Annotated in this window: 18 protein-coding genes; 4 read left to right on the plus strand and 14 right to left on the minus strand. The window is 75.6% G+C overall.

Going from position 1 to position 15,411, the window contains the following annotated elements:
- Positions 1-145: 145 nt before the first annotated feature.
- From ACI79Q_RS18825 to dapE, 7 genes are all read right to left on the minus strand, one after another.
- Positions 146-313: a DUF3117 domain-containing protein gene (locus ACI79Q_RS18825; protein WP_012947303.1), complete on the minus strand. Its 168-nt coding sequence runs from the start codon at positions 311-313 to the stop codon at positions 146-148.
- Between the two features lie 125 nt (positions 314-438).
- Positions 439-1,002, minus strand: a complete 564-nt coding sequence (locus ACI79Q_RS18830) for a DNA-3-methyladenine glycosylase I (protein WP_456599699.1) — start codon at positions 1,000-1,002, stop codon at positions 439-441.
- 60 nt (positions 1,003-1,062) lie between these two features.
- On the minus strand, positions 1,063-1,965 hold the full coding sequence (locus tag ACI79Q_RS18835; protein WP_456615171.1) for a DMT family transporter: 903 nt from the start codon (positions 1,963-1,965) through the stop codon (positions 1,063-1,065).
- A 70-nt stretch (positions 1,966-2,035) separates the two neighbouring features.
- Complete coding sequence (locus tag ACI79Q_RS18840) at positions 2,036-2,488, minus strand: SRPBCC family protein (protein ID WP_456587307.1); 453 nt, start codon at positions 2,486-2,488, stop codon at positions 2,036-2,038.
- Entirely contained in the window at positions 2,481-2,849 is a 369-nt protein-coding gene (locus ACI79Q_RS18845) for a DivIVA domain-containing protein (protein ID WP_456587306.1), read from the minus strand. The genes ACI79Q_RS18840 and ACI79Q_RS18845 overlap by 8 nt, the downstream gene beginning before the upstream one ends.
- 1 nt (position 2,850) lies before the next feature.
- On the minus strand, positions 2,851-3,684 hold the full coding sequence (locus ACI79Q_RS18850; protein WP_456587305.1) for an LOG family protein: 834 nt from the start codon (positions 3,682-3,684) through the stop codon (positions 2,851-2,853).
- Positions 3,681-4,793 (minus strand): succinyl-diaminopimelate desuccinylase, encoded by a 1,113-nt coding sequence (gene dapE, locus ACI79Q_RS18855; RefSeq protein ID WP_456599701.1) that lies wholly within the window; start codon positions 4,791-4,793, stop codon positions 3,681-3,683. The genes ACI79Q_RS18850 and dapE overlap by 4 nt, the downstream gene beginning before the upstream one ends.
- A gap of 138 nt (positions 4,794-4,931) precedes the next feature.
- Here dapE and dapD point away from each other — a divergent pair, with 138 nt between their 5' ends.
- Positions 4,932-5,915: a 2,3,4,5-tetrahydropyridine-2,6-dicarboxylate N-succinyltransferase gene (dapD, locus tag ACI79Q_RS18860; protein WP_456599702.1), complete on the plus strand. Its 984-nt coding sequence runs from the start codon at positions 4,932-4,934 to the stop codon at positions 5,913-5,915.
- Between the two features lie 125 nt (positions 5,916-6,040).
- Here dapD and ACI79Q_RS18865 read toward each other — a convergent pair whose 3' ends face one another.
- Positions 6,041-7,150: an alpha/beta fold hydrolase gene (locus tag ACI79Q_RS18865; protein ID WP_456587302.1), complete on the minus strand. Its 1,110-nt coding sequence runs from the start codon at positions 7,148-7,150 to the stop codon at positions 6,041-6,043.
- Positions 7,151-7,312: 162 nt separating this feature from the next.
- On the opposite strand from ACI79Q_RS18865, the gene ACI79Q_RS18870 reads away from it, so the two are divergent.
- Both ACI79Q_RS18870 and ACI79Q_RS18875 read left to right on the plus strand, forming a co-directional pair.
- Complete coding sequence (locus tag ACI79Q_RS18870; RefSeq protein WP_456587301.1) at positions 7,313-8,026, plus strand: hypothetical protein; 714 nt, start codon at positions 7,313-7,315, stop codon at positions 8,024-8,026.
- A gap of 53 nt (positions 8,027-8,079) precedes the next feature.
- On the plus strand, positions 8,080-8,628 hold the full coding sequence (locus ACI79Q_RS18875; protein WP_456613082.1) for a hypothetical protein: 549 nt from the start codon (positions 8,080-8,082) through the stop codon (positions 8,626-8,628).
- Between the two features lie 13 nt (positions 8,629-8,641).
- Here ACI79Q_RS18875 and ACI79Q_RS18880 read toward each other — a convergent pair whose 3' ends face one another.
- The 4 genes from ACI79Q_RS18880 to fdxA all read right to left on the minus strand — a co-directional run bounded on the left by ACI79Q_RS18880 (position 8,642) and on the right by fdxA (position 10,815).
- A complete protein-coding gene (locus ACI79Q_RS18880; RefSeq protein WP_456615172.1) occupies positions 8,642-8,968 on the minus strand; it encodes an anthrone oxygenase family protein in 327 nt (108 codons plus the stop codon).
- A gap of 123 nt (positions 8,969-9,091) precedes the next feature.
- Positions 9,092-9,226, minus strand: coding sequence for a hypothetical protein (locus ACI79Q_RS18885; RefSeq protein ID WP_456615173.1), 135 nt, complete (start codon positions 9,224-9,226; stop codon positions 9,092-9,094).
- 129 nt (positions 9,227-9,355) lie between these two features.
- Positions 9,356-10,492: a succinyldiaminopimelate transaminase gene (gene dapC, locus ACI79Q_RS18890; protein ID WP_456599743.1), complete on the minus strand. Its 1,137-nt coding sequence runs from the start codon at positions 10,490-10,492 to the stop codon at positions 9,356-9,358.
- The gene (fdxA, locus tag ACI79Q_RS18895; protein ID WP_012947287.1) at positions 10,489-10,815 is read right to left on the minus strand and encodes a ferredoxin; all 327 of its coding nucleotides are present in this window, start codon (positions 10,813-10,815) and stop codon (positions 10,489-10,491) included. Before fdxA ends, dapC begins: the two co-directional genes overlap by 4 nt.
- 219 nt (positions 10,816-11,034) lie before the next feature.
- On the opposite strand from fdxA, the gene ACI79Q_RS18900 reads away from it, so the two are divergent.
- Positions 11,035-13,896 carry an EAL domain-containing protein gene (locus tag ACI79Q_RS18900; protein WP_456615174.1) on the plus strand — a complete coding sequence of 954 codons (2,862 nt, stop codon included), beginning with the start codon at positions 11,035-11,037 and terminating at the stop codon, positions 13,894-13,896.
- Positions 13,897-13,937: 41 nt separating this feature from the next.
- Here ACI79Q_RS18900 and ACI79Q_RS18905 read toward each other — a convergent pair whose 3' ends face one another.
- The gene (locus ACI79Q_RS18905; RefSeq protein WP_456587297.1) at positions 13,938-14,384 is read right to left on the minus strand and encodes a hypothetical protein; all 447 of its coding nucleotides are present in this window, start codon (positions 14,382-14,384) and stop codon (positions 13,938-13,940) included.
- Positions 14,381-15,274 carry an N-acetyl-1-D-myo-inositol-2-amino-2-deoxy-alpha-D-glucopyranoside deacetylase gene (mshB, locus tag ACI79Q_RS18910; protein WP_456587296.1) on the minus strand — a complete coding sequence of 298 codons (894 nt, stop codon included), beginning with the start codon at positions 15,272-15,274 and terminating at the stop codon, positions 14,381-14,383. The genes ACI79Q_RS18905 and mshB overlap by 4 nt, the downstream gene beginning before the upstream one ends.
- Between the last annotated feature and the right edge of the window lie 137 nt (positions 15,275-15,411).

Raw genomic sequence — 15,411 nt, forward strand, 5'->3', positions numbered from 1 at the left:
CCCCCCCCCCCCCCCCCCCCCCCCCCCCCCCCCCCCCCCCCCCCCCCCCCCCCCCCCCCCCCCCCCCCCCCCCCCCCCCCCCCCCCCCCCCCGGGGCCGGGTCGTGTCCTGCGCACCGCCACCCGGGGGTGGAGCCGCGCAGAGATCAGCTGGTCGCGCCCTTCAGGGCCTCCGAGAGAGCGGCCGCCTCGTCGGGCGACAGCTCGACGACCAGGCGCCCACCGCCTTCCAGCGGTACCCGCATGACCAGGCCGCGCCCTTCCTTGGTGACCTCGAGGGGACCTTCACCCGTGCGCGGCTTCATGGCCGCCATGCGTGCCTCCTTCGCCGGCCACGCGCCTGCCTGCTGGCAGGAGCGAGGCGTCCGATGCTGTGAGCTCCGGGACAATGATCCCGTATGGGGGCGCTCCGTCCAACAGGAGGTCCGTCAGAGTGACCTCAGCCCGCCCTCGCACCCTCGGCCGGGTGTGCCCGGAAGCAGTCGGCGACGTGGTCGTCGACCATCCCGGTCGCCTGCATGAGCGCGTAGGCCGTGGTCGGGCCGACGAAGACGAAGCCGCGTCGCTTGAGCTCCTTGGCCATGGCCACCGACTCCGGGCTCGTCGCCGGCACGTCGGCGAGGGTGGCGGGGCGAGGACGCGGCCCGTCGGGGGCGAACGACCACAGCAGCTCGGACAGCCCTTCGGGCAGCTGCTGCGCCGCCCGGGCGTTCGTGACGGCCGCCGCGATCTTGGCGCGGTTCCGGACGATGCCCGCGTCGGCCATCAGCCGCGCCCGGTCCTCGTCGGTGAAGGCGGCCACCGCGTCGATCGCGAAGCCGGCGAACGCAGCGCGGAACGCGGGCCGCTTGCGCAGGATGGTGATCCAGGAGAGCCCCGACTGGAACGCCTCCAGGCACAACCGCTCGAACAGCGCGTCGTCACCGTGGAGCGGGACCCCCCACTCCTCGTCGTGGTAGGCGATGTACTCGGGGGCGCTCGTGGCCCAGGCGCAGCGCTGCACGTCCCGGACGCTAGCGCCGCCCACCGACGACCCTCCGCCGGGCAGCGGGCTCCGCACCGCTCAGCGGGCCGCGGCGTCCACCGCCTCGACGCTCGGCTCGGGGCCCTGCTTCCCGCGTCGGGTCGCCAGGACGCAGCCGACCAGCACCAGCGGCAGCCCCAGGGCGAGACCGAGGGTGAACGGCTCGCCGAGCAGCAGCACCCCGAACAGCACCGCCACGGCCGGGTTGACGAACGTGATGACCAGCGCCCGCTGCGGCCCCACCTCGCGGATCAGCGCGAAGAACAGGGCCAGGGCCACCGCGGTGCAGAGCAGGCCGAGGGCGAGCAGCGACAGCTGCGCCTCCCCGGACGCGTCGGCCACCTGGCCGAGCCGCGGGACGGCGAACGGCGCGTAGACCACCGCGGTCACGAGCAGCGCGAGGGAGCTCGCGGCCACGCCGGGCACCTCGGGCAGGGCCCGGCTGACCACCAGCGGCGCCGTGGCGTACCCCACGACCACCAGCCCGACGGCGACGAGGGGCAGCAGTTGCGCGCCGTCGATGTCCAGGCCGAGCAGGACCGCGATCCCGACCACGCCGATGCCCATGCCCAGCACCCGCACCGGGGTGAGCCGCTCCTCCTCCCCGGCGAGCCGGGCGGCCAGGGCCGCCACGAACGGCACCGCGGCCACCAGCAGACCGGTGAGCGAGCTGGACAGGGTCTGCTCGGCGTAGGCGAGCAGCAGCCACGGCCCGGTCATCTCCAGCACCGTGAACAGCAGCAGGGGCTTCCAGTGCCGCAGCGCCGGGCGCAGCTGGCCGCGGGCGACCGTCCAGGGCAGCAGCAGGGCCGCTCCGATCGCGCAGCGGGCGAAGACCACCACGACCGGCGACACCTCCTCGACGGCCACCTTGATCAACAGGTAGGGCACGCCCCAGATCACCGACATGGTGAGGAACAGGGCCCAGCCCCGCCGGCTCACGAACCCGCCTCCGTCGTCCCGTCGCGCACCGGCACATCCTCACCGATCGCCGGTCCCACCCCGCGGCAGGTCAGTACGTGCGGGCGAAGGCGGCGAAGCGCCGCAGCGACCAGCGGATCCCCAGGAGGGCGAACGGCCTGACCAGCACCCAGCCGACCCGGCCGAGCACCCCGTAGGGCAGGTCGAGCCGCTCGGTCCAGACGAAGGTGCTCTGCTCGCCCCGCGGCTCGATCTCGAAGATGCCCGGCCCTCGCACCAGCCGGCCGGTGTGCTGCACCTCGACCCGGCGCGGCGGGTCCCACGCCGTGATCACCATGGTGTCGAGGAACCCGAACCGGAACCCGCCGGGCGCCGGCAGCCCGGTACGCGCGGCCAGCCGGCCGCCGACGCCCTGCGCGGGCCCGTCGACGGTCCGCACGTCGGTCGCGAGCATCCACTCGCCCTGCCGCGACCAGTCGGTCAGCGCGGCCCACACCCGTTCCGCAGGCGCCTCGACCGCCACCCGCTCCACCAGCTCAGGCATCCCGCGTCCCCTCCCGGTCGGTCCGCTCGACGCCGGGATCGGTCGGCGCCTCCTGCCGGCCGTGTGCGGCCAGCTCGGCGCGGAGCGCCGCGATCTCCGCGTCCCGCTCGTCCAGGGTCTGCGCCAGCTGGTCGAGCAGCCAGTCGACCTCGACCATCCGGTAGCCGCGGGCGGTGACCGCGATCCGCAGCGCCCGGACGTCGTCGGCCACCACGCGCCGGTCGTCGGGCAGCTCGACCGGCGACCGTCCCGGGTCCGCCGGCGGCTGGCTCTCGCCCCGCCCCATGAGCAGCGAGGCCACGAGGAAGAGTGCGCCACCGACCAGCAGGACGGCGAGCACGAAGAGGACGAAGGAGAGCACGTCAGGCGTCGGACGGGCGGGTGTCGACGGGCGCCCGCATCCCCCCGCCGCTGTCCCCTGCCTGGCGCGCCGCCTCGGCCGCCTGGATGACCGCCACCGCCTCGGCGACGTCGTCGGTCACGGTGACCAGGTCGAGATCGCCGGGGCTGATCGTGCCCTCGGCGATCATCGTGTCGCGGATCCAGTCGATCAGGCCTGACCAGTACTCGCTGCCCATGAGCACGACCGGGAAGCGGGTGACCTTGCGGGTCTGCACCAGGGTGAGCGCCTCGAACAGCTCGTCGAGCGTGCCGAAGCCCCCGGGCAGGATCACGAAGGCCTGCGCGTACTTCACGAACATCGTCTTGCGGACGAAGAAGTAGCGGAACGAGATGCCGACGTCGACCCACTCGTTGAGCTCCTGCTCGAACGGCAGCTCGATGCCCAGCCCGACCGACATGCCCCCGGCCTCGGAGGCGCCCTTGTTGGCCGCCTCCATGGCCCCGGGGCCGCCCCCGGTGATGACGGCGTACCCGGCCCGGGACAGCGCGGCCCCGAGCTCGACGCCGGTGGCGTAGTGCGGGTGGTCCCGCGGCGTCCGGGCGCTGCCGAACACGCTGACCGCGCGCGGCAACTCGGCCAGCAGCCCGAAGCCCTCGACGAACTCGCTCTGGATCCGCAGCACCCGCCACGGGTCCGTGTGCACCCAGTCGCTGGGGCCCCGCTTGTCGAGCAACCGCTGGTCGGTGGTCGACCCCTGCCGCTGCGGGTCGGGCTCGCCGCCGCGCAGCATGATCGGGCCGCGGTGGCGGGTGGGCCGCGGCCGTCGGCCGTCGGACGGCGGGGTGGCGGTCATGCGGTGCTCCCGGAGAGGTAGGCGGTGAGGGCGTCGACGGTCGGCTGCAGCCGGTCGACCAGGACGTGCTCCTCGCGCGTGTGGGCGAGCTGGGGGTCGCCCGGCCCGTAGTTGATCGCGGGGATGCCGAAGGCGGCGAACCGGGCGACGTCGGTCCAGCCCAGCTTGGCGCGCGCCGGGCGGCCCACGGCGGCCACGAACGCGGCGGCGGCCGGCTCCGCGAGGCCGGGCAGCGCCCCACCGGCGTTGTCGACGACGGTCAGCGTCGCGCCCGCGGCGATCGCGTCGGCGAAGACCTCGCGCACGTGCGCCTCGGCGGCGTCCTCGTCGCGGTCGGGGGCGTAGCGGAAGTTCACGGTGAGGGACGCCGCGTCGGGGACCACGTTGCCGGCGACCCCACCGGCGATGCCCACCGCGTTGAGCCCCTCGCGGTAGGTGCAGCCGTCGATCTCCACCTCGCGCGGCCGGTAGGCGGCCAGCACGGCGAGCGCGCCGGCCAGCCCGTGGATGGCGTTCTCCCCCAGCCAGCTGCGCGCGCTGTGCGCCCGGCGGCCCTTGGTCGCCAGCACGGCCCGCAGGGTGCCCTGGCAGCCGGCCTCGATCTCGCCGTCGGTCGGCTCCAGCAGGATCGCCAGGTCGCCGTAGAGCCAGCCGCGCCGCTCGCGCGCCACCCGACCCAGGCCGTTCTTCACCGCCTCGACCTCCTCGTTGTCGTAGAAGACGAACGTGAGGTCGTGGGCCGGCTCCGCCCCGGGGACGCCGAAGACGGCGGCCAGCCGCAGCATCACCGCGTCACCGGCCTTCATGTCGCTGGTGCCGCAGCCGTAGAGGCGGCCGGTGGCCTCGTCCAGCCGGCTGGGCACGTTGTCGGCGATCGGCACCGTGTCCAGGTGCCCGGCGAGGACCACCCGGGTCGGCCGCCCGAGGTTGGTGCGGGCGAGCACGGCGTCGCCGATGCGCTCGACCTCCAGCCCGCCCAGCGCCCGCAGCGCCGCCTCGACCGCGTCGGCCAGGGCCGCCTCGCTGCCCGACACCGACGGGGCGTCGACCAGGGCGCGGGTGAGCGCGAGGACGTCGGCGGACAGGTCGAGCGGCGGCGGTGTGCTCACGACGAGGAAGCCTAGTGAAAGGACCTGACTGCCCCCCAGGACTCGCTGACGCTCGCCCCGGGTCCCTGCAGCCAGGCCGCTCCTGCCCCTCACCACCGGCCGCGGCGGCACGGGGAGGCGCTGGGTAGCGTCGTCGTCGTGACTGACGCAGCGTCCGCCCCCGTCTCCGCATCCGCCGCCGGCCTGGCCACGGTCACGCCGTCGGGCACCGTGCTGGACACCTGGTACCCCGAGCCGCGGCTCGAGGCCCCCGCGGGCGCGGCCACGGGGACCACCCGCCTGGGCGCGCTCGAGCTCTCCGGTGAGCTGGGGCCCGACTACGGCGGCCTGGTGCGCCGCGACGAGGCGCGCGGGGTGGAGGTCATCGCCGTCCGCACGGTGATCGCCGACCTCTCCCAGCCGCCGGTGGACACCCACGACGTGTGGCTGCGGCTGCACCTGCTGTCCACCCGCCGGATCAAGCCGCACGAGGCGAACATGACCGGCGTGTTCGGCCTCCTCACGAACGTGGCCTGGACCAGCGCCGGGCCGGTGGAGGCGGCGACGTTCAACGCCCACCGGCTGCGTGCGGCCCTCGGCCACGTGACCGTCTTCGGCGTCGACAAGTTCCCGCGGATGGTCGACTACGTCATCCCGTCCGGCGTGCGCATCGCCGACGCCGACCGGGTCCGCCTCGGCGCCCACCTGGCCGAGGGCACCACGGTCATGCACGAGGGCTTCGTCAACTTCAACGCCGGCACGCTGGGCCCCTCGATGGTGGAGGGCCGGATCAGCGCCGGCGTGGTCGTGGGCGCCGACAGCGACATCGGCGGCGGCGCCTCGATCATGGGCACCCTGTCGGGCGGCGGCACCCAGGTCATCTCGATCGGCAGCGGCTGCCTGCTCGGCGCCAACGCGGGGATCGGCATCTCGCTCGGGGACGGCTGCGTCGTCGAGGCCGGGTGCTACGTCACCGCCGGGTCACGGGTCACGCTGCCCGACGGCTCCCAGGTGAAGGCCAAGGAGCTCTCCGGGCGCAGCGGCCTGCTCTTCCGGCGCAACAGCGTCAGCGGCGCGCTCGAGGCGCTCCCGCGCGACGGCAACTGGGGCGCGCTCAACGCCGACCTGCACGCGAACACATAGGAGAAGGACCCCCTGCCCCCCACCGCTCGCACGCTCGCGGCGGGACCCTGCAGGGGGCCATCGGGTCGTGCCTGCGCGGAACCCTCCGGGTGCCACTCGGTGCGACGAGCCCATGTCGGCGGGGCTCAGGCCGACGTTTCCGCGGGGACGTCGAGGTGCTCCAGCAGGTCCACCACGAACTCCTGGGGCCGCTCGACGTGCGGGGAGTGCCCGACCCCGGGCAGGACCACCTCGCGGTAGGTGCCCCCGGCCGCGGCGTACCGCTCCAGCACGGCGCGGGTCTGGGCGACCATCGGCTGCGGCGGGCAGACCGCTTCACCCGGCCAGCCCGGCACCGCACCCAGCTGTCCCAGGTGGGCCAGGTCGAACATCGAGGTGTCCGACACGATCGCGTCGGCATCCCCCCGGATCCACAGCACCGGGGGCTTGCCGGCCAGCTCGGCGACACCCGACACGTCCATGACCGTCGGCGCCATCGTGTTCAGCACGCCGCGCTCCCCGGGGGCCGCTCCCGGCCACGTCGGGCTGGGCACGGAGTCGCCCGGGTAGTGGTCGGCACCGGTGCGGGTGGACAGCATCGAGGCGACGAAGACGTCCTCCATCGCGGGGTCCAGCGGCAGGGACCCCGGAGCCACGTAGAACGCGCGCAGGATCGACCGCGGACTGGTCGGGCTGTCGGCGCTCGTGTCGCCGGCAGCGAGCGCGGCGACGAACTCGGGGTTGGCCGCACCGCCTCCGGAGCCCGCGCCGTCCTCGGCGAGGCGGCGCCCCTCCGGCCCAGCCGTGCCGCCGAAGCCGTACGGCGATACCGGGGCCACCAGCGTCACCGAGGCGACCCGCGCGGGCGCGTCGAGCAGGTACTGCAGGACGACGCCCGCGCCCATGCTCCAGCCGACCAGGTGCACCCGCTCGACGCCGAGGGTCTCCACCAGCGCCGCGACGTCGTCGGCCCAGTCGCGCACGCCCCGGCGCGCGTCCACCGGGAGCGGATCGGTGTCGCCGTAGCCGCGCAGGTCGACCGCGACCGGCCGCACGCGCGTCACCTCGGCCAGGGCCAGCAGCGGTTGCTGCCAGAAGAGCGCGGAGCTGACGTTGCCGTGCACGAAGAGCACGACCTCGCCGCCGGCGGCGCCGAGCTCCGCCGGCTCCACGGCGGCCGGGTGCACGACGTTCTGGGTCAGTCGCGGGGTGGGCACCCGCGTGGCGGTGATCCCGGGCAGCAGGACGTCAACCATGGCTCCTCCTCGACGGCGGGCACACGCTATCGGCGCCGTCCGGCTGGGAACAGCCCCTCCCGGAGGGCTCGCCCGCGCGTCCCACCTCCGGCGCGCCTCGCGCCCGTGCACCGTGGCCGCGTCCGAGGAACGGCCGGGAACGGCGCTTACAGTCGGTGGACGATGACCAGCCCCCGCACCGCGACGCACCACGCCGCAGCCCGGGCGCGCAGCACCACCCGTGCCCGGCCGGCCGCCCGCCGCCGTGCCGCCGGGCACGGCGGCGCACGCCGCGGCACCGCGCGCCGCCCCCGCCGGCGCCCTCCGGCCCGCCGCCCGGCGGCCCAGCGGTCCGGCCGGTCCGGGGGCGCCACCGGGCTGGTCCGGTGGTGGCCGGCGCTGCTGGTGACCGCCGCCCTCCTCGCCGGCGCGGGCTGGGGTGCCGAGCGGCACTGGCAGCCCCCCGCGACCGGCACCTGCACCGTGCCCGACGGCTCGGTCACGGTCACCGCCGAGCAGGCCGCCAACGCGGCCACCATCGCCCGGGTCGGCCGGGAACGCGGGCTGCCCGACCGGGCCGTCGTCATCGCGCTGGCCACCGCCCAGCAGGAGTCGCGGCTGCGCAACCTCGACTACGGCGACCGCGACTCCCTGGGGCTGTTCCAGCAGCGGCCCTCCCAGGGGTGGGGCACGCCCGAGCAGGTGCGCGACCCGGTGTACGCCGCCGGCAAGTTCTACGACGGGCTGGTGACCATCCCCGGGTGGGAGGCGGGTCGGCTGACCGAGATGGCCCAGGCCGTGCAGCGCTCGGGGTATCCGGAGCTGTACCAGCAGTGGGAGGGCATGGCGCAGCAGCTCACGGCCGCCCTGGCCGCGGAGACGCTCGACTGCGCCTGACGACGGCCGGGCGCCCGGTCCCGGCGCGCTCGGGGGTCCCCCGGCGGGGGGACGTGGCGGGCGCGACGCTCAACGAACACCTCGGCGGCACCGACGTCCTCGCCATGACGATCGCGTCCGACGACCTCCCCCGCGCGGTCCCCGCCGCACCCACCGACGTGACCGCCCTCCTGCCCTCCCGGGAGGCGCTGCTCCAGCGACTGGCCGACGAGCTGCCGGCAGCGGGCCAGCAGCCCACCAGCCTCATCGCGCTCGGCCTGCTGCGCCGTGACGACGGGTGGCCCACCCCGCCGGACACGCTGGCGCAGGTCACCACGCTCCTGGCCCGCTCCATCCGCGGGGACGACTGGGTGGCCTCCTGCGGGCCCGCGGACTTCGGCATCGTGCTCGCCGGTCCGGTGCCGGCCGCGCAGACCGCCGCCACCCGGCTGGTCTCGGCGGTGCTCGCGCTGGGCATCCCGGGGGTGTCCGCGGCGGCGGGCATCGCGCCGGTGGACGTCGCCAGCCGGGCCGGCGAGATCTTCCGCCGCGCCACGCTGAGCCTCACCGCCGCGCGGCGGGTCGGCCCCGGCACCGTGATCCAGTACCGCGAGCCCGTCTGACCGCCCCGGGGGGTCACGCCGGGCCGACGAGGAGGACGGCGGCGAGGGCGGCAGCCAGCGCCCGGACGCCGTTCCACCAGGTCCACCGGCGGACCCAGCGGGTCCAGTCCCCCGGAGCCGCGGCGTCCGGCCGCCACCGGGCGAGCGCCTCGTTGAGCGGGACGTTGGCCGCGACCGTGACGCCCACGACGCCGACCAGGTAGAGCGGTCCCGCGGCGAGGACGCCCGGACGGCGGGCGCCGGCCAGCTCCGCGCCCCCGGCGGCCAGGCACAGCACCGCCGTGCCGAACAGCAGGGTGAGGAAGACCGGGCGGATCGCCGTCCGGTTCACCGACTGCATCGCCGCCACCCCCCACCGGGGAGGGGACGGCCACCAGGGCGGGCATCACCACCAGGCTGAAGACGCTGAAGGCCCCGGAGACGAGGCCGGCACCCAGCGCGCCGGCGTGCACCAGCACCCCGGTCACCGGAGCACTGCCGGTCGCACGTGCGCCGCCACGTGCTCCCCGGCGGGCTCCACCCGGGAGCGGCGGCCGCCCACCACGGAACTCCCGGTGGTCCGGGTACCACCGGTCACGAGGATGGCCTCCGATGTCATGACCCGAGTACAGGCGACGCCGGACGAGACGGTCCATTGCCGCGACGCCGCTTCACATGCGCGGTCGTCCACGGTTCCGGAGACGGACCCCGTCCCGGCCCCGCACCTGGCCACGGCCGGCTGACCTCGTCAGGCGGCCAGGCGCTCCGCCGCGGCGTCGATCCGCTCGTCGGTCGCGGTCAGCGCCAGCCGGACGTGCCGCGCCCCGGCCGGGCCGTAGAAGCTGCCCGGGGCGGCGACGATCCCGAGGGTGGCCAGCCGGTCGATGGTGAGCCAGCAGTCCTCGTCCCGGGTGGCCCAGAGGTAGAGGCCCGCCTCGGAGTGGTCGATCCGCATCCCGGCCGCGCGCACCGCCGCGGCCAGCCGGTCCCGCCGCCGGCGGTACCGCTCGCGCTGCGCGTCGACGTGCGCGTCGTCGTCCAGGGCGGCGGCCATGGCGGCCTGCACCGGCCCCGGCACCAGCAGGCCGAGGTGGCGGCGCACCTCCCAGGCACGGCGCACCAGCGCCGGGTCACCCGAGAGCAGGCCGCCCCGGTAACCGGCGGCCGTCGACTGCTTGGACAGCGAGTGCACGGCCAGCAGGCCGGTGTGGTCCGCGCCGGCGATCTCCGGGTGCAGGATCGACCGGGGCGCCACGTCCCAGCCCAGCGTGATGTAGCACTCGTCGGCCACGACGGGCACCCCGTGCGCTCGCCCCCAGGCGACCCATCGCCGCAGCTCGTCGTCGGTCAGCACCCGCCCGTGGGGGTTGCCCGGCGAGTTGAGCCAGACCAGCGAGACGGGTGGGTGGGCAGGCGTCACCGCGTCGGCCGGCGGGGTGTCGCTCCGGTGCACGGCCAGGCCGGCGAGCACGGCGCCGACCTCGTAGGTCGGGTAGGCGACCTCCGGGACGACCACGGTGCCGGCGGCACCGGACAGCCCCAGCAGGGTGGGGAGCAGTGCGACGAGCTCCTTGGAGCCGACCGTCGGGATGAGCGAGGGCTCGGCGCCCAGCGGGTCGCCCACGTGCACACCCAGCCGCCGGCGGAGCCAGTCCGCGGCGGCCGTGCGCAGCTGCGCGGTGCCCAGCGCGGTCGGGTAGCCGGGAGCGTCGGCCGCCCCGGCGAGCGCCTCGCGCAGCACCGCGGGTGTGCTGTCGACGGGCGTGCCGATCGACAGGTCGACCACACCGCCCGGGTGCTGGGCGGCCCGCGCCCGTGCACCCGCCAGGGAGTCCCAGGGGAAGTCCGGAAGCGCCCGGGGCGCGCCGGGGACCGGAGCGGTCAGTGGCCTTCGCCCTGGGGCGGGAGCGCGGCCACCAGCGGGTGGTCCTTGCCGATCTTCCCGGTCTTGGCGGCGCCACCGGGGCTGCCCAGGTCGGAGAAGAACTCCACGTTGGCGTTGTAGAAGTCCTTCCACTTGTCCGGGACGTCGTCCTCGTAGTAGATGGCCTCCACCGGGCAGACCGGCTCGCACGCCCCGCAGTCGACGCACTCGTCGGGGTGGATGTACAGCATCCTGTCGCCCTCGTAGATGCAGTCCACCGGACACTCGTCGATGCACGCCTTGTCGAGAACGTCGACGCAGGCCTGGGTGATGACGTAGGTCACGGGGTTCCCTCCCGGGGACTCTCGGGCGGCGCGCCGGCCGGGGCCGGTCGCGTCAGATGCACCCCTAGTATCACCTCCCGCGCCGGTCGACGTGCCACGGGCCACCCGCCGCGTCCCCCGGCCGGGGCACGGGAGAGGCAGCTCCGGGCGGTCTCCCCCCATCGGGGTGGGTCACCGGCCCCCGCTCAAGCAGCCGGCCGGGGCGCCGATCTCGATCATGTGTCCCGGACGACGCAGGAAGAGGGGACGTCGCGGCCCGAGCCGTCGGCGTCCCCCTTCGACGCGCACGCCGCCCTGGTGCACCTGCTCTCCCGGCTGCGCGCCTCCTCCGGCGCGACACGGGTGTCGGTGTGGGTGCACGAGGCCACGACCGGCCTCGTCGTCCCGTTCCGGCAGTCCGGCTGCGCCACCCGGGACGCGCTCCCCCTGCACCCGGCTCTGCGCACCCCCGCCGTGCTGGCCGACTCCCCCTTCCTCTCCGCCGTCGTCACCGGTCGCCGGGGCATCGTCGCCCACGCCGACGGGCGGCGCGTCGAGGACCGCCACCTGGCCGAGGTCGGCATCCGGTCGGCGCACGGCGAGCCGCTGGTGCTCGGCGGCGAGGTCGTCGGCGTCCTGACCGTGGAGCCCGCCGCGGCCGCAGCCCCCCACCTGCTGCGCCAGGTGGCCCCGCGGATCGCCGCGGCGCTGGCCGAGGCGTGGAGCCGGCGCACCCAGCAGCGCCGGCTGGCCCAGGCCGCCGTACTCCTGGAGCTGATCGAGTCGGCCGCGCAGGCCCAGTCGATGGACCACCTGCTCGGCTCGGCCTGCCGCCAGCTCGCCGAGCTCGGCGAGGTCGAGCGCGCCTGCGTCTTCCTGCTGGAGGACGGCCGGCTCGTCCCCCGCATGGCCGCCTACGCCGACGGCCGGCAGGACCTCGCCACCTGGCGGCAGTTCCGCAACGCGCCCGTCGCCCCCGAGCTGGCCGAGACCGTGCTGCGCACCGGCACACCCATGACCGCCGACCGCGAGTCGGGGTCGATCTCGGGGTGGTGGGCCGACTCGTTCCACATCGCCTCCGCGCTGGCGGTCCCGCTCGGCCGGGGCCCCGACCTGGCCGGCGTCCTCACGCTGGACAGCACGCAGGTCCGCCCCTTCTCCGAGGACGTCCGCCGGCTGGCCGCTGCCGCGGGTGCGCACCTCGGCGGCGTCATCGAGCAGGCCCGCACCAGCCAGGCCCGTGCGGCGTCGCTCACGACCGCCCGCGTCGTCCGGCAGCTCCTGGTGGACGGCTCGGCGGTGACCGGGGCTGCCGCGGCCGCCGAGGTGCTGGCCCGCGCCGTCCAGCGGCTGGCCGGCACCGACCGGAGTGCGGCCTACCTGGTCGACGGCGACGGGCGGATCAGCGAGGTCCGGCACGTCGACTGGCCGGAGGAGCACAAGCACGTGGTGCAGACCCGCCTGGTCGGCCGCCCGGCGAGCGGCGTCCCCCTGTGGCGGCTCACGAGCGAGGAGAAGTCGGCCGTCTTCGTCGAGGACGCCGCCGCCACCGACCTGCTCGATCCGGAGCTCGTGCGGGCGCTGGAGGTCAACTCCTACATCAGCGTGCCGCTGATGTCCGGCGACCGGCTCCTGGGCCTGGTGGTCACCGGATCGGTCGGTGCCACCCGCACCTGGAGCTCGTCGGTGCGCGACGCCGTCCGGCAGGTCACCCTCGAGGGGGCGCTGGTGGTGGAGAACGCCGAGCTGCGCGCCGCCGAGCAGGAACGCCTGGCGCAGCTGGCCACCGAGGCGCACCACGACCCGCTCACCGGGCTGGCCAACCGCCGCAAGTTCATCGAGACGGTCGAGACCACCGTCTACGGCGACCGCGACCGGCGCTGCGCCCTGCTCATGATCGATCTCGACCGGTTCAAGGAGATCAACGACAGCTTCGGGCACAGCGTCGGCGACGACCTGCTGTGCCTGGTGGGTCCCCGCCTGGAGCGGACCCTGGGCCCCGCGGACCTGCTGGCCCGCATGGGCGGTGACGAGTTCGCCGTCCTGCTGCCCGACGCCGATGCCGCACGGGCCCGCGAGGTGGCCGAGGACCTGGGCGCCGCGCTGCGCGACGCCTTCGTCCTCGACGGGACGTCCCTGCACGTGGACGCCAGCATCGGCATCGCCCTGTGCCCGGACCACGGCCGGGACCGTTCGCTGCTCCTGGCCCGGGCCGACACCGCCATGTACGCGGCCAAGCGCGGGCGCCACGGCTACGAGGTGTGGGCACCCGACGGCACCCCGGCCTCCCGCGACCGGCTGGAGACCCTGGAGCAGCTGCGGTCCGCCCTCGACGGCGAGCAGCTGGACAACCACTACCAGCCCCAGCTGGACCTGCGGACCGGCAGCGTCGTCGGGGTGGAGGCGCTGGTCCGCTGGAACCACCCGGAGCGCGGCCTGCTCTACCCCGACGTCTTCCTGCCGCTGGCCGAGCAGGCCGGTCTGATGCGCCGGCTGGCGCTGCGCGTGCTGGAGCGCTCGCTGCGGGACCTGCACACCTGGCGGACCCACGGCCACGACCTGTCGGTCGCGGTGAACCTGTCGGTGTCCAACCTGCAGGACGTCGCCCTGCCCGAGCAGGTGGCGATGCTGCTGGACGCCTGCTCGGTGCCCGCCGGCGCCCTGGTCCTGGAGATCACCGAGGACGTGCTCATGGCCGACGCCGCCCGCAGCCAGCAGGTCATGGCGGGGCTGCGGCGGCTCGGCGTGCGGCTCTCGGTGGACGACTACGGCACCGGGTACTCGTCGCTGTCCTACCTGCGGGCGCTGCCGGTGGACGAGCTCAAGCTCGACCGCAGCTTCGTCACGCACCTGACCTCCGACCCGCGGGCGGCGGCGATCGTGCGCAGCACGCTGCAGCTGAGCCGCGACCTCGGGATGAGCATGGTGGTCGAGGGCGTCGAGGACGCCGATGCGCTCGCCGCCCTGCGCGAGTGGGGCTGCGACGTCGCCCAGGGCTACCACATCTCCCGGCCCATGCCGGCCGGGCGGGTGCTGGGCTGGCTGAACGCCCGCCCGCTGCCGGCCGCGCACGGTGCGGTGACGCCTCCTCGGCGGGACTGAGGCGCTGCGCCCGGCGCCGGCCCGCTACACGCGGCCGGGATTCACCGAGCACCACCGGTGGGCTCCGCGGACGTGACCCGTCGACCGGGTCCCGCGGGCGTGGTCCGCCGGACCGGCGTGCCGAGGGCCAGGCCGACGGCGAGGGCCGCGGCCAGCACACCCAGCAGCAGGAACGCGCTGCTCGCCGCGCCCAGCGCACCCCCGGAGACCAGCAGCAGGTCGCCCTCCGGGCGGCGCTGCATCGCCGCCAGCGCGACGACCAGCCAGGTGACCGCGGGGAGCGCGGCGACGACCTTCGACCCGCTCAGCCACAGCGCCGCGCGGACCAGCAGCAGGTTGCCCACCACCGCCGCGACCACCGACACGGGCACCAGCACGCCACCGACCCGCAGCGGCAGCCAGAACACCTCCACGATCGCCAGCCACGCCGCGACCACGACCGCCGCGACCCCCAGACCGGCGCGCGCGACCGGCCCTCGTCGGCTCACCCGGGCAGACCGGCGAAGAGGTCGTCCTCCCGGCCGTCCGGCCCGGCGCCGGGTCCGCGCTCGCCCTTGACCAGCCGGTAGTACTCGACGCCGAGCACCTCCTGGCCGAGGTTGTTCGACAGCGCGAAGAACGGCCCGTCGACGGTGATCTGGGTCGGGTGGGCGCGCATGGCGGCGTCCTTGCGGTCGGCGTACGCACGGGCGTCGACTGCGCAGTCGACCACCTCGTCGGGGACCACGAAGGGCACGTCGTCGACGTCCCCCAGCCCTTCGAAGGGCGAGGCCTCACCGAGCGCGGCCAGGGCCTCGATGCCCTCCCGCACCACCGAGCGCGGCATGGCCGACCAGTACACCTTCGCCACGTCCCAGACCGGGCCGAGATCGGGGCGGTAGCCGGGGTCGGCCGCGGCCTCGACCGCCCGCATCGCCACCCGGTGGGCCTGGATGTGGTCGGGGTGGCCGTAGCCACCGAACTCGTCGTAGGTGACCAGGACCTGCGGCCGGACCTCGCGGACGACGGCGACGGCGTGCGCCACCGCCTCGTCGAGGTCTGCGTTCCAGAACGCGCGCGGGTGGTCGTTGGCCGGCGTGCCCATCATCCCCGAGTCGCGGTACCGCCCCGGTCCGCCCAGGAAGCGGACGTCCACGACCCCGAGCGCCGCCATCGCCCCGCGCAGCTCCCAGATGCGGTACCCGCCGAGCTGGTCGGCCTGGTCCGCGGCGAGTTGGGCCAGCTCCGGCACGAGGACCTCCCCCTCCTCTCCCAGCGTGCAGGTGAGCAGGGTGACGCCGGCGCCCTCGGCGACGTAGCGGGCCATCGTGGCGCCGTTGTTGATCGTCTCGTCGTCGGGATGCGCATGCACGAGGAGCAGTCGTCGGTCAGCGGTCACGGTCGACCATTCTCCCTGAGGCCGTCGCCGCATCGAGGGGGCCGGGGGCCGCAGCGCCGTCCTCCCCCACCGTGCGGCGTCCTCCCCCACCGTGCACCGCGAGGGAGGACGCGCTGGGATCAGGTCACCTGATCCCA

This window comes from Blastococcus sp. SYSU DS0828 (assembly GCF_054050975.1).